This is a genomic window from Desulfobaculum xiamenense (assembly GCF_011927665.1).
GTDB lineage: Bacteria > Desulfobacterota > Desulfovibrionia > Desulfovibrionales > Desulfovibrionaceae > Desulfobaculum > Desulfobaculum xiamenense.
The window spans coordinates 568,518-580,694 of the sequence record NZ_JAATJA010000002.1; the positions used below are offsets into that span (position 1 = coordinate 568,518).

Below are 12,177 nucleotides of genomic sequence, written 5' to 3' on the forward strand. Positions count from 1 at the left end.
GGGTGGGCGGCCCTGTCCGCTACTGGATGCGGTCCTGCCAGTCCATGGTTTCGAACCAGTAGTGTTGGCGCTCCTGAATCCAGCCCTCGGCGCGAACCACGCGAATCCAGCTATCCACGAAGTTGAGGGTGTCGACGTCGCCCTTGCGCAGGGCAATGCCGTTCGGTTCCGTGGTGAAGGTGCCGCTGAACGGCAGGTAGAGCTTGTCCGCGTGCTTGATGGATTCCTGCGCGGGCAGCGGGGCCATGCTTACGAAGGCGTGGGCGCGTCCGTTGAGCAGCTCCTGCACGGCCTGCGGCTCCTTGTTGAAGAGCTTGAGCGTGGCGTTTGGCATGTGGCGGGCCGCTGCGCGCGCCGCGGTGGTGCCCTTGCGGGCCACGATGACCACGCCGCTGTGGTTGAAGTCTTCGAGCTTCGTGTAGCTGGGGGCGACCTCGCGGTGGGCGACGATGGCCATGCCGGTGTCGTAGTAGGGAATGGAGAAGTTGACCTTGGCTGCCCGGTCCGCGCGGATGCTCATGCCGCCGATGAGCATATCGAACTTGCCGGAGAGCAACGCGGGGATGATGCCGTCCCACGCCGTGGGCACGAACTCGACGCCCACCCCGAGATCCTCGGCCAGCCTGCGGGCCACGTCGATCTCGAAGCCGATGAACTCGCCGTTCTTGTCCTTCATGGCCCACGGCACGAAGGTGTCCATGCCCACGCGCAGTGATCCGCGCTTGAGAATGCTGGTCAGCGCGCTTTCCTCGGTGAGGGCGCGGGCCATGTCTCCCGCCGTGGCGGCGGTGGCCGCCATGAGGATGGAGAGGACCGCGAGGGCGGCGAGAATGGTCCGGACGGTCGTACGCATCTGGGTCTCCTTTGCTGCTGTGTGTTCGTTTTCGCGTCGTTGGCGGATGACTAGAGTATTTGGCCGAGGAAGAGCCTGGTCCGCTCCTCGCGCGGAGAATCGAAGAAGCGCCGCGTGGGGCCTTCCTCCACGATGCGCCCGTGTTCCATGAAGACGATTCTGTCGCCGGCCTCCCTCGCGAAGCCCATTTCGTGGGTGACCACGACCATGGTCATGCCGTCGGCGGCGAGGCCGCGCATCACCTCCAGCACTTCGCCGATCATTTCTGGGTCGAGGGCGCTGGTGGCCTCGTCGAAGAGCATGACCGTGGGCTGCATGGCCAGCGCGCGGGCGATGGCCACGCGCTGCTGCTGTCCGCCGGAGAGTTGGCTGGGGTAGCTGTCGGCCCGGTCGGCGAGGCCCACACGGGTGAGAAGCGCCATGCTCGCGGCGGTGGCCTCGCTGCGGGACTTTCCGCGCACGAGGGTCTGGGCGAGGTTCACGTTGCCGAGCACGGTGAGGTGCGGGAAGAGGTTGAAGGACTGGAAGACCATGCCCACCTCCTGCCGGATGGCGTCGCGGTGGCGGCGGGTGTCGTCGAGGGGGATGGAGTCGATGACGACGCGGCCCTCGTCCACGTCCTCCAGCCCGTTGAGGCAGCGTAGCAGGGTGGACTTGCCGGACCCGGATGGCCCGATGACCACCACGACCTCGCTGCGGGAGACGGACAGGCTGACGCCGTCGAGGGCCTTCACGCCGTTTTGAAAGGTCTTGGAGATGTTCTCCACGACGATGACTGGCGCGGCGTTCGTCGTGTCCGTGGGGAGGGATTTTGCGGAGGAAGGCGTGTCGATGAGCATGGTCAGTCTCCCGTGGCGAGGCGTCGTTCCATGGCCGAGGCCGCCCACGACAGGCTACCCGTGGCCGCCAGATACACGGCGGCAACCGTGAACCAGATTTCGAAGGTCAGGAAGGTGTCCGCGATGATGATCTGCCCCTGTTGGGTCAGTTCGTAGACGGCGATGGTGCTGGCCAGCGCGGAGTCCTTGACGAGGGACACCGCCACGCCCGTGAGCGGTGGCAGGATGCGTCGCAGGGCCTGCGGCAGGATGACGCGGGCATGGGTGGCGAAGGGCGACAGGCCGAGGCTGTGGGCCGCCTCCCACTGGCCGCGCGGAACGGATTCAATGCCCGTGCGGATGATCTCCGACGCGTAGGCTCCCTCGAAGAGCGAGAGGGCGATGATGGCCGAGGTCGTGGCGCTTATGTCCATGACTGGTGCGATGACGAAGTAGATGAAGAAGAGCTGGATCAGAAGCGGCGTGTTGCGGATGAGCTCCACGTACCCCCGCGCAGCGAGCCGCGCCACGAAGGAGTCCGACAGGCGCAGAAGCGCGGCGCACAGGCCGAAGGTCATGGACAGGACGAGACTTGCCGCCGTGATGCCGAAGGTGACCACCAGCCCCTCCAGCAGCGGACCGGCCGAGAGCGTTCCGCCGCGCGTGTCCACGAGGTACTGCGGCACGCGGTACCACTGCCACTGGTACCCAAGCCCCCGCTCGCCGAGGGCCAGCAGCCATAGCGCCAGCGCGCCGAGGGCGACAAGTCGCGCCATGTCGAACACGCGGCGGACATGGCCGGACTGCGGGGACGCAACGGTCGTCATGCGGTGCCTCCGGTTGCAGTCGTGCCGGTGCGCGGGTGGGCGGATGGGGCGAAGGGGTTTGTGGTCCGGGGCGTGTGGCGGCGGGGGACCATGCGCCGTGTCGGGCGGGAGCGGACGGGGCGGGATGCGGTGCGGCGGCGGGTGGCACGGGGCCGGGCCTGTTCAGGGCCGTCGCACGGGCGCGCGATTCCTCCGCCGGGGCCGTAGAAGACCACGGAGGTGAGGCGCAGGTGGTCGGGGTGTCTGGCTGGGCGGGATGCCATGCTGTGTCCTCCTCGCACGAAAGGACAAGCTTAGCAGAAAATGGGCGCTGTGCGCAAATGCGGGCCGCCCGCGCGTCGCGAACGGCCTGTCGGGGTCATTTTCGGGGAATGTCGGGGGTCGAGGTGCCCTCGTCGCACAGTTCCACGAGTTTCATGTACTTGTGGAAGGCGTAGACGAAGGCGTGCACGGCCAGCACCAGTCCGGCGCGGCCATCGCGGAATCCCTGCTTCAGCACGTACTGCTTGAGGAACTTGCCGAAGGCGTGGGCGAGGGCGGTGCCGACTCCGGCCCTGCGGCCGCGTGCCTTCATCTCGCGCGCGGCGAGCGAGGTGTAGCTGTTGATCTTGTCCAGATGCTCGGCGAGGTCGGCGTAGGGATAGTGGATGATGTCCCCGTCGAGGTCGCGCGTGGGACCGGTGGGGTGGAATTCCTCGTGCGGGAGCATGCCCCGGATTTCCACGCCGTCCAGCCGGAACACGCGCAGCAGCCGGTCCGGATACCACCCGCTGTGGCGGACGAAGCGGTCGAGGTACCACGAGCGGCGCGGGCACATGAAGCCCGCCGCGTCGCCGGGGGCGGCGAGGGCGGCGGTCACGGACGCGCGAAGCTCCGGCGAGAGAAATTCGTCCTGATCGAGGGTGATGATCCACGGGGTGTCCACGTGCTCGAAGGCGAAGCGGAACTGCGGGATGGTGCCCTCCCATGCGCGGTGCAGGACGTCCGCCCCTGCGGCGCGGGCGATCTCCAGCGTGGCGTCGGTGCTGCCGGAGTCCACCACAAGAATTCTGTCGCAGAAGCCGAGGCTCGCGAGGGTCTTCTCCAGCCATTTCTGGCCGTTGAAGGTCAGGATGACGGCGGTAACGCGTTCGCTCATGCCTGTTCGTCCGTGGCGGCGAGGCGCTCGTCGATGATGGCGAGGACGTCGGCGATGACGTTTTCGAGAGGCTGGGCGGCGTCCACGATGCGGTAGCGCTTGCGGTGCAGGGCGGCCAGCGTCAGGTAGCCCTCGCGCACCGTCTCGTGGAAGCTTAAGCTCTCGGCCTCGAAGCGTCCTTCGGTGTCGCACTTGTGCTCGCGCATGTTGCGGGTCACGGCGCGGCGTAGGCCCACCTCGGCGGGAAGGTCGAGCAGGATGGTCAGCTCGGGCCACAGTCCGGCCACGGCCACGTCGTTGAAGGCGTGGAGCTGTTTGGGGTCGAGCCCGCGGCCGTAGCCCTGATAGGCCACGGTGGAATCGGCGTAGCGGTCCGAGAGCACGGTCCGTCCGGCCTCCAGCGCGGGGCGGATGACCGTGGCCACGTGCTGGGCGCGGTCCGCGAGGTAGAGGAAAAGCTCGCTCTCGCCGGTGAGGTCCGTGCTTTCCATGCCGAGCAGGAGCTTGCGCAGTTCCTGGCCGATGCGGCTGCCGCCGGGTTCCCGCGTGCGCACGACCTCGCGGCCTTGCGCCTCCAGATGGGCCTGCACGGCGGTGAGCACGCTCGACTTGCCGGAGCCCTCTATCCCTTCAAAGGTAACAAACATAGCTGGTTGGATTCCTCTTTTTCGCCCTCGGGGCGCGGTTCGGGCGTGTGGCGGGGGCGGAAGACGAAGCGCGACAGGGAACGCAGATACTGCGTCCAGCCCGTCTCGCCCTCGGCAATGTCCTGCGTGGCAGTGGCCACGGTGTTCATCTTGGCATCCATGTTGTCGGCGAAGTGCAGCGCGAAGGCCTCGGCGGTCTTGGGCCGCTTGGGCGAGCCGAATTCCAGTTCGCCGTGGTGGCTCAGGATGAGATGCTTCAGGTGGACCTTCAGCTCGGGGTCGAGGCCGTCGGCCTTGGCGAGGAACGGTTCCAGAACTTCAAGGCCGAGCATGATGTGCCCGAGCAGGCGGCCTTCGTCCGTATGCTCGCGCGCGGGACCGGCGGTGTATTCCCACGCCTTGCCGAGGTCGTGGAAGATGGCCGCCGCCAGAAGGATCTGCCGGTCGAGCTGGGGGTACTGGTCGCAGAAGGCCATGCACAGTTCGCAGACGCCGAGCGTGTGCTCCAGCAGTCCGCCGGCGTAGGCGTGGTGGACGCTTATGGCACCGGGCGCGAGCGCGAGGCGGCCCTTGATGTCTGCGTCGGTGAGCACCCTGCGGCACAGGGTGCGCCACGGCTTGTGGACGAGGTGGCGTTTGCACAGCCGCTCGATGTCCGCGAGCATGTCCTCGGGATCGCGCTTGCTGGCGGGCACGAAGTCGCACAGGCGCAGTCCCTCGGCGTCGGGGTCGAGCACGGTCGCGCCGTCGACGATGATCTGCGGTTGGTCGCGGTAGGTTCCCACCTGTCCGCGAATGCGCACGACCATGCCCGAAGCGAGTTCGGGGCAGGTCTGGCTGTGGGGGGAAAATATCTTGGCGTCGACCTCGCCGGAACTGTCGCCCAGCGTCAGCGCCCAGAACGGGCCGTTCTTGGCCTGTCCCGCGCGGGCTTCCACCAGAACGAACACGTCGTCAACGTTCTGTCCGGGCGCGAGGTCGCGCACGAAGGTCTGCTTTCGGGTCATGGCTCCGTCTTGTGCTGTCGGGTTGTCATCGGTGGATGCGGGGGGCGTCGGTCGGCCCTCTCGACGGCCGTCGCGCGGTCGTCCCCACAGGCCCGAGGCATAGCAGAGTCGCGAACGTGGCGCAATTGCTCATCTCCCGCCGTGCTGGAGTCGATGATGGCCGCGAGGGCCTTGGCGAGAAGCTGCGCCTGCCGTGGGCCGACATGCCCGAAATACCGCACGGTCAAGGTTTCGTTTGGCGGATACAGCGAGGTCGTGTCCAGCACCGGGGCCGAGGAGTGCGCGGCGATGAAGGCCCGCGCTGTCGGCACGAAGGCGTCGTTGGCCCCACGGGGATGCAGCACGTGGACGAGGCGTACGCCGTTGGCGCGACACAGCGCATCCATTCGTTCGAGGAGCGCCGCGCTTTCGGGCGCTGGCTGTCGCGCGTCCGGAAAGGTCTGCGGCGGGCAGGGGCGCTCGTGGCGCATGAGGGCGAGGGTGGCCTCGCGGATGGGGGCCGTGATGTTCCACGGACGCCGAAGCTGCCAGTAGACGTGGTGCGCCAGCGGAAAACGCGCGGCCATGCGCTCCTTCCACGTGAGGTTGACGCGATCGGTGAGGCGCTTCAAATCCTGCGGTGTGTGGCGCGAGGGGCCGAGGTCCCCCGGCGTGAGCCAGTCCACGAAGACCCGTAGCCGCACGCCGCGCTCGCTTGCGAAGGCGATCAGCTCTTCGAGGGTGCGCAGGTTGTGCGTGAGGGCCTTGCCGGGGATGCCCGCGTTGAGCACGTCCACGCCGTCGCCGAGGCACTGCCCGACGAGGGCCGGGATGGTTTGCGCGTCGTCCAGTTCGAGGCCGAAGAGGGTAGAGTCGCCGGAGAGGACGACGAGGTCGTGGCCGGGGTACGGCTGCGGGCCGCGCAGGCCGAGGGCGTTGACGCTGTAGCGTTCGCTTCGCACGCCGTCGTAGGCGTTGGGGCGGAAGGTGCGCCCCCGGTAGCCGGGGGTGAGGCGCATGAAGGTGTAGAAGGGCGCGTCCGCCTCGCGGATGCCGTGAGGCAGGGTGTATAGGCGCGAGATCACCGTCCTGTTCAGCGCCACGAGCAGCAGCGGAACGAGGGCGATGATGGCGGCCATGGCGAGGCATTGGCGTTTGTTCGCGTCCATGCGTCAGAACCTGAAGTAGATGAACTCCGAGTAGCCGGAGAGGTTGACGAAGGCCACGGTCCACACCGTGGCGAAGATTGCCAGCGCGGCCGCCGTGGGGCGGTACGTCTCCGGGATGCGCGTGCTCGACGGCAGGAGCAGGCATCCGCCGAGCGCCGCCGCGATGGCCAGCCACACGAATTCCGCGCCCGTGTCCGTGCGGCAGACCGACGGCGCAAGCCCCGTCCACGGTCCGGAGAACATGGCCGTGACGATGCGCCATGCATCGGCGAGGCTGTGCGCGCGGAAGAGCACCCAGCACACGCAGACGAAGATGAAGGTCACGCCCCAGCCGAGCGCACGCGGCAGGCGCAGTCCGGCGCGCTCCCACATGCGGTGGGCGACGACGCCCAGCCCGTGCAGGCCGCCCCACGCCACGAAGGTCCAGCCCGCCCCGTGCCACAGCCCGCCGAGGAGGAAGGTGATCATCACGTTTCGCGCGGCGCGAACCTCGCCGCCCCGGCTGCCGCCGAGGGGGAAATAGAGGTACTCGCGCAGGAAGCGCGACAGCGTGATGTGCCAGCGCCGCCAGAAGTCGCGGATGTCTAGGGCGCGGTAGGGTGAGTCGAAGTTGGCGGGCAGGCGGATGTTGAGCATGAGCGCCGATCCGGTGGCCATGTCCGTGTAGCCGGAAAAGTCGAAATAGAGCTGGAAGGTGTAGGAGAGCGCGGCGGCCCACGCCTCGGCCATGGTCGGGCTTGGGGTGTGGTCGAAGCCGAGCGTCGCCCACGCGGCGAAGGTGTCCGCCACGGCGGCTTTCTTGAACAGGCCCACGGCGAAGAGCTGCGCTCCGGCGGCGACGTTGCGCCAGTTGGGCCGCGCGCCCGCCGGGTCCGCGAACTGGGGCATCATCTCGCGGTGGTCCACGATGGGTCCGGCGATGAGCTGGGGAAAGAAGGTCACGAACAGGCAGTATTCGGTGAAATCGTCCTCGCGCACGGTGCCGCGCGCGCATTCCGCCACGTAGCGCACCTGCTGGAAGGTGAAGAAGCTGATGGCCAGCGGCAGGACGATGCCCGGTTCGGGCAGGGTGAGCGAGAGCAGGCGGTTCAGGTTCTCGGTGGCGAAGTCCGCATACTTGAACACGCCGAGCAGCAGCAGGTTGAAGGCCACGGCGCAGGTTAGCGGCCAGCGGTTGTCGCGCGCGGCCAGCGCCCGGCGCGAAAGGGCGCGACCCGCCGTGTGGTTGACGATGACCGAGACCGCCAGCAGCGGGACGTAGGCGGGGTTCCACCAGCCGTAAAAGGCCACGGAGGACGCGGCCAGCCACGCCACGCCGAGGCGGTGCCCTACGCGGCACGCGAGGAAGTATCCGACCACGGCCAGCGGCAGGAAGCAGAAGATGTAGATGTAGGAATTGAACAGCATTCCGAGTGGGCCTCCTGCGTGCTCGCCTTCACGGGGATTCCCTGCGCAACTGGTGCGGTGCGCCGTGGCCGGGGAGGGCTCGTTTCGCGGGCGCAGCCTTCCATTGTGCCACAGCTTCCCCTGTGTCGCCAGATATTCCCGCCATTCGCAAGCGTCCTAGCCCTATGACGATTGCAGCGTTGCGGCCGCGCGAGGCATGGGATATTGTCGCATGATGCGGGAAAGCCGCACCCGCTGCGCCGCGAGCGCGGCGTCACCTTCAACCTCTCGAATCGACATGCATATTCTTCTGACCAACGACGACGGCATTCAGGCCCCCGGCCTGCGTGCCATGTACCGGGCGCTCATCGACGCCGGGCACGACGTTCACGTCGTGGCCCCCGTGTCGGAGCAGTCCGCCGTGGGGCACGCCATCACCATCGCCATGCCCCTCAAGGTGAAGACCTTCACCGAGAACGGCTTCCATGGCCTCGGCGTGCACGGCACGCCCGTGGACTGCGTGAAGCTCGGCCTGACCACGCTACTTCGTGGCGTGACGCCGGACCTCGTGGTTTCCGGCATCAACAGCGGCTGCAACGTGGGCGTGGACATCATCTACTCCGGCACTGTCAGCGCCGCCACCGAGGGGGCGCTCATGGGCATTCCCTCCCTCGCCGTCTCCTACGACGACTGGACGCCCACGGACCTCTCCGGCCAGGCCGCATGGGTGGCGGAATTCATCGCCCGCACCGACTGGACCGCGCTGTCTGGCGACACGCTGCTCAACCTGAACTTTCCCAAGGGGCCGGTGGAGCAGGCGCGCGAGCTGCGTCTGTGCCCGCAGACGCGGGCCTCGTACAACGACTGGTATCAGGAGCGCCGCGACCCGCGCGGCCACGCGTACTACTGGCTCGAAGGCGAAATCCCGCCGGACCGGGTGTCGCCGGGGACCGACAGGGCTTTGCTCAGTCAGGGGCACATCACGCTCACGCCGCTCAAGTTCAACTTCACCGACCAAAATGCTCTGGAACTGTTGCGCTCCATGGGCGTTCGTTGACAGCAAGCCTCTGTCGGGACTATAAAATATCGATTTCATGTTCAGTCCGCCCGGACCGGTGCCCCCGGCCCGGGCGGCCGCAGTGCGTCTGGCGGGACGGGGCTGCCTAACAGAGCTTCCGCGAGCGGGGGCTTTCGCCGGGGCGTCGTCCATGAGATAGATTTACTAAACAGGATAGCGAGGAGGACCTCATGCCACTTACCGGACCCAGGGAGATGTTCCAGAAGGCCTACAAGGGCGGCTACGCCGTCGGTGCCTTCAACGTGAACAACATGGAGATCATTCAGGGTATCATCGCCGCGGCCGAGGAGGAGCGCGCCCCGCTTATTCTCCAGGTCTCCGCAGGCGCCCGCAAGTACGCCAGCCAGGTTTACCTCATGAAGCTCGTGGAGGCGGCTCTCGTGGATGCCGACCTGCCCATCTGCGTGCACCTCGACCACGGCGCGGATTTCGACATCTGCAAGGCCTGCATCGACGGCGGTTTCACTTCCGTCATGATCGACGGTTCGCACCTGCCCTTTGACGAGAACATCGCGCTGACCAAGCGCGTGGTGGACTACGCCCACGACAAGGGCGTGTGGGTCGAGGCCGAACTCGGCCGTCTGGCTGGCATCGAAGAGCACGTCGTCTCCGAGGAGAACGTGTACACCGATCCCGATCAGGCCATGGAATTCGTCGAGCGCTCCGGCTGCGATTCCCTTGCCATCGCCATCGGCACCAGCCATGGCGCGTACAAGTTCAAGGGCGAGCCCCGCCTCGATTTCGAGCGGCTGGAGAAGATCACCAAGATGATGCCCGACTACCCGTTGGTGCTCCACGGTTCCTCTTCCGTTCCGCAGGAGTTCGTGGAAATGGCCAACCAGTTCGGCGGCCAGATTCCCGGCGCCAAGGGTGTGCCCGAAGACCTGCTGCGCAAGGCCGCGACCTACGGCGTGTGCAAGATCAACATCGACACGGATATCCGTCTCGCCATGACCGCCGTCATCCGTAAGACGCTCATGGAGAATCCGTCCGAGTTCGATCCGCGCAAGTACCTCGGCCCCGCGCGTACCGCTGTGAAGAACATGGTCCAGCACAAGATCAAGAACGTGCTCGGCTGCTCCAACGCCATCTAAACGAAGAGGGGAAACACCATGGCTGTCAAGGTTGGCATCAATGGCTTCGGCCGCATCGGTCGTTTTCTGACCCGTCTTCTCGCGCAGGAGAAGGACGTCGAACTGTCCATGATTAACGCCCGCGCGGACAACGCCTCGCTGGCGCACCTGCTCAAGTACGACTCCGTCCATGGCCGCTACAACGGCGAGATCGTCGCCAATGACGAGGGCTTCGTCATCGACGGCCATCAGGTCAAGGTGTCGCGCGATCCCCTCGGCGAATGGCACTGGGGCAACGGCCCCGCCGACATCGTCGTGGAGACCACCGGCAAGGTGAAGGACCGCGAAGGCCTCGCCAAGCACATCGACTGCGGCGCGAAGAAGGTCATCATCGGCGCACCCGGCAAGGACGTGGACCTGACCATCGTCCCCGGCGTCAACGATCACCTCTACGACCCGGCCAAGCACCACATTCTGTCCAACGCCTCCTGCACGACCAACTGCATGGCTCCGGCCACCAAGGTGATTAACGATACCTTCGGCATCCGCCACGGTCTCATGACCACCATCCATTCCTACACCATGAGCCAGCGCATCCTCGACGGTTCCCACAAGGACCTCCGCCGCGCCCGCGCAGCCGCCATGAGCATCATCCCGACCACCACCGGCGCGGCCAAGGCCGTCACCGCGGTCATTCCCGAGCTCAAGGGCAAGCTGGACGGCATGGCCATGCGCATCCCCACCCCCAACGTCTCCCTCGTGGACCTCGTTGTGGAGCTGGAACGCGACGTGACCGTGGAAGAGGTTAACGCCGTGCTCAAGGCCGCAGCCGAAGGCCCCATGAAGGGCAACATGGGCTACTCCGACGAGCCGCTCGTCTCCATCGACTACGTGTCCAGCCCCTACGGCGGCGTCGTCGATTCCCTGCTGACCAGCGTGATGGACAAGCGCATGCTCAAGCTCATCATCTGGTACGACAACGAAGGCGGCTACACCAACCAGCTCCTTCGCCTCATCAAGCGCGTCGCCAAGGGCATGTAGCCCGCACGCGCCACAAAACGCTTCCAAGAAAGGGGGGATTCCATATGGAATCCCCCCTTTTTCGTTGTGGGGTGTAGTGCTCAGCCGGTTGGTGCGGAGGGCGTGAGGGGATGGGCCGCTGCGTGGGGCTTGGCCTCCGGCGGCCGGGGCTTTGCCCCGGACCCCAGTCAAGGAAATGATTTCCTTGACAATCCTCACTAGGGCTTCGTTGTGCAAAGCCGCACGGCTCGCCAAGGGCAGATGGCCTGTCGCAAATCGGGGTTCCAAGGGGCCAGCGGCCCCTTGGCCGGCGGAGCCTACGTCTCGCACCCGTCAGTGAACGATACGGCCCGCCCACTGCGCCCCACCGACACGCTCGGCCACAGCGCTACGCCTCGTCGCGCAGCGTGGCGATGCGTGCCGTGGCGTCGGTGAGTTCGGTGACGCGTTCGCGCAGGGCGTCGGCGTTGCGCGCGGGGAGCATGAGGGTGAAGGTCGCGTCCTGCGCGAAGGCTTCGGATTCGATGGTGGCCTCGTACTCGGGCAGCAGGCGCTTGAGGAGGGTGATGTGGCGGTAGTCGATGCCGACGCGCAGCCGCGCGGCCTCGAAGGTCCGGCGTGTTGGGAGGCTGTCGAGCCCCAGCTGGACCATGCCGGAGTAGGCGCGCACGAGGCCGCCGGTGCCGAGCTTCACGCCGCCGAAGTAGCGGGTGACGACCACGGCGATCTCGCCCACGTCGCAGTGCTGCAACACGTTGAGCATGGGGCGTCCGGCAGTGCCGGAGGGTTCGCCGTCGTCGGAACAACCGATGCGGGCCGTATCGCCCGCCGGTCCGGCGTTGAAGGCCCAGCAGTAGTGGGTGGCGTCGGGGTGCTCGTGGCGGATGGTGTCGATGAAGGCGCGGGCGGCTTCGATGCTGTCCGCACGGGCAATGGTGGTGATGAATCGGCTGCGCTTGATCGTTTCCTCGACGCAATGCCGGTCCACGGCGGGGATGAGATATTCCTGACCCATGGCCGCAGGCATACCCGCCCCGCGCGCCGAAGGCAACGCCACGGCGGTCAACCGCTGCGCGGGCAGGGCCTTCGGCGACCGGGGCTTTGCCCCGGACCCCAGTCAAGGAAATGATTTCCTTGACAATCCTCACTAGGGCTTCGTCGCTCAAAGCCGCACGGCTTGCC

The 12,177-nt window shown here is 66.8% G+C and carries 13 protein-coding genes; 3 read left to right on the plus strand and 10 right to left on the minus strand.

All coding sequences use genetic code 11. The features are described 5' to 3' along the window. Positions 1-19: 19 nt before the first annotated feature. From GGQ74_RS10440 to GGQ74_RS10480, 9 genes are all read right to left on the minus strand, one after another. Positions 20-853, minus strand: coding sequence for a transporter substrate-binding domain-containing protein (locus GGQ74_RS10440; RefSeq protein ID WP_167941493.1), 834 nt, complete (start codon positions 851-853; stop codon positions 20-22). A 50-nt stretch (positions 854-903) separates the two neighbouring features. Next, complete coding sequence (locus tag GGQ74_RS10445) at positions 904-1,692, minus strand: amino acid ABC transporter ATP-binding protein (RefSeq protein WP_167941494.1); 789 nt, start codon at positions 1,690-1,692, stop codon at positions 904-906. Positions 1,693-1,694: 2 nt separating this feature from the next. Further along, entirely contained in the window at positions 1,695-2,498 is an 804-nt protein-coding gene (locus tag GGQ74_RS10450; protein ID WP_167941495.1) for an amino acid ABC transporter permease, read from the minus strand. After that, a complete protein-coding gene (locus tag GGQ74_RS10455; protein WP_167941496.1) occupies positions 2,495-2,761 on the minus strand; it encodes a hypothetical protein in 267 nt (88 codons plus the stop codon). The genes GGQ74_RS10450 and GGQ74_RS10455 overlap by 4 nt, the downstream gene beginning before the upstream one ends. Before the next feature lie 95 nt (positions 2,762-2,856). After that, positions 2,857-3,636, minus strand: coding sequence for a glycosyltransferase family 2 protein (locus GGQ74_RS10460; RefSeq protein WP_167941497.1), 780 nt, complete (start codon positions 3,634-3,636; stop codon positions 2,857-2,859). Next, positions 3,633-4,283, minus strand: coding sequence for a dTMP kinase (gene tmk, locus GGQ74_RS10465; protein WP_167941498.1), 651 nt, complete (start codon positions 4,281-4,283; stop codon positions 3,633-3,635). Before tmk ends, GGQ74_RS10460 begins: the two co-directional genes overlap by 4 nt. Beyond that, positions 4,259-5,290 carry a 3'-5' exoribonuclease YhaM family protein gene (locus GGQ74_RS10470; RefSeq protein ID WP_167941499.1) on the minus strand — a complete coding sequence of 344 codons (1,032 nt, stop codon included), beginning with the start codon at positions 5,288-5,290 and terminating at the stop codon, positions 4,259-4,261. Before GGQ74_RS10470 ends, tmk begins: the two co-directional genes overlap by 25 nt. After that, complete coding sequence (locus GGQ74_RS10475) at positions 5,287-6,438, minus strand: hypothetical protein (RefSeq protein ID WP_167941500.1); 1,152 nt, start codon at positions 6,436-6,438, stop codon at positions 5,287-5,289. Before GGQ74_RS10475 ends, GGQ74_RS10470 begins: the two co-directional genes overlap by 4 nt. Positions 6,439-6,441: 3 nt before the next feature. Next, complete coding sequence (locus tag GGQ74_RS10480) at positions 6,442-7,845, minus strand: MBOAT family O-acyltransferase (protein WP_167941501.1); 1,404 nt, start codon at positions 7,843-7,845, stop codon at positions 6,442-6,444. Between the two features lie 277 nt (positions 7,846-8,122). On the opposite strand from GGQ74_RS10480, the gene surE reads away from it, so the two are divergent. From surE to gap, 3 genes are all read left to right on the plus strand, one after another. Beyond that, positions 8,123-8,881 (plus strand): 5'/3'-nucleotidase SurE, encoded by a 759-nt coding sequence (gene surE / locus GGQ74_RS10485; protein ID WP_167941502.1) that lies wholly within the window; start codon positions 8,123-8,125, stop codon positions 8,879-8,881. Positions 8,882-9,072: 191 nt separating this feature from the next. Further along, the gene (gene fba / locus GGQ74_RS10490) at positions 9,073-9,996 is read left to right on the plus strand and encodes a class II fructose-1,6-bisphosphate aldolase (protein WP_167941503.1); all 924 of its coding nucleotides are present in this window, start codon (positions 9,073-9,075) and stop codon (positions 9,994-9,996) included. 18 nt (positions 9,997-10,014) lie between these two features. Further along, positions 10,015-11,016 carry a type I glyceraldehyde-3-phosphate dehydrogenase gene (gene gap / locus GGQ74_RS10495; RefSeq protein ID WP_167941504.1) on the plus strand — a complete coding sequence of 334 codons (1,002 nt, stop codon included), beginning with the start codon at positions 10,015-10,017 and terminating at the stop codon, positions 11,014-11,016. A 367-nt stretch (positions 11,017-11,383) separates the two neighbouring features. Here gap and GGQ74_RS10500 read toward each other — a convergent pair whose 3' ends face one another. Next, the gene (locus tag GGQ74_RS10500; protein WP_167941505.1) at positions 11,384-12,010 is read right to left on the minus strand and encodes a YigZ family protein; all 627 of its coding nucleotides are present in this window, start codon (positions 12,008-12,010) and stop codon (positions 11,384-11,386) included. Positions 12,011-12,177: the final 167 nt, after the last annotated feature.

Bases quoted from the DNA above. Each gene is read 5' to 3' on its own strand.
- GGQ74_RS10440 (WP_167941493.1), bottom strand. From the start codon at position 853: ATGCGTACGACCGTCCGGACCATTCTCGCCGCCCTCGCGGTCCTCTCC.
- GGQ74_RS10445 (WP_167941494.1), bottom strand. From the start codon at position 1,692: ATGCTCATCGACACGCCTTCCTCCGCAAAATCCCTCCCCACGGACACG.
- GGQ74_RS10450 (WP_167941495.1), bottom strand. From the start codon at position 2,498: ATGACGACCGTTGCGTCCCCGCAGTCCGGCCATGTCCGCCGCGTGTTC.
- GGQ74_RS10455 (WP_167941496.1), bottom strand. From the start codon at position 2,761: ATGGCATCCCGCCCAGCCAGACACCCCGACCACCTGCGCCTCACCTCC.
- GGQ74_RS10460 (WP_167941497.1), bottom strand. From the start codon at position 3,636: ATGAGCGAACGCGTTACCGCCGTCATCCTGACCTTCAACGGCCAGAAA.
- tmk (WP_167941498.1), bottom strand. From the start codon at position 4,283: ATGTTTGTTACCTTTGAAGGGATAGAGGGCTCCGGCAAGTCGAGCGTG.
- GGQ74_RS10470 (WP_167941499.1), bottom strand. From the start codon at position 5,290: ATGACCCGAAAGCAGACCTTCGTGCGCGACCTCGCGCCCGGACAGAAC.
- GGQ74_RS10475 (WP_167941500.1), bottom strand. From the start codon at position 6,438: ATGGACGCGAACAAACGCCAATGCCTCGCCATGGCCGCCATCATCGCC.
- GGQ74_RS10480 (WP_167941501.1), bottom strand. From the start codon at position 7,845: ATGCTGTTCAATTCCTACATCTACATCTTCTGCTTCCTGCCGCTGGCC.
- surE (WP_167941502.1), top strand. From the start codon at position 8,123: ATGCATATTCTTCTGACCAACGACGACGGCATTCAGGCCCCCGGCCTG.
- fba (WP_167941503.1), top strand. From the start codon at position 9,073: ATGCCACTTACCGGACCCAGGGAGATGTTCCAGAAGGCCTACAAGGGC.
- gap (WP_167941504.1), top strand. From the start codon at position 10,015: ATGGCTGTCAAGGTTGGCATCAATGGCTTCGGCCGCATCGGTCGTTTT.
- GGQ74_RS10500 (WP_167941505.1), bottom strand. From the start codon at position 12,010: ATGGGTCAGGAATATCTCATCCCCGCCGTGGACCGGCATTGCGTCGAG.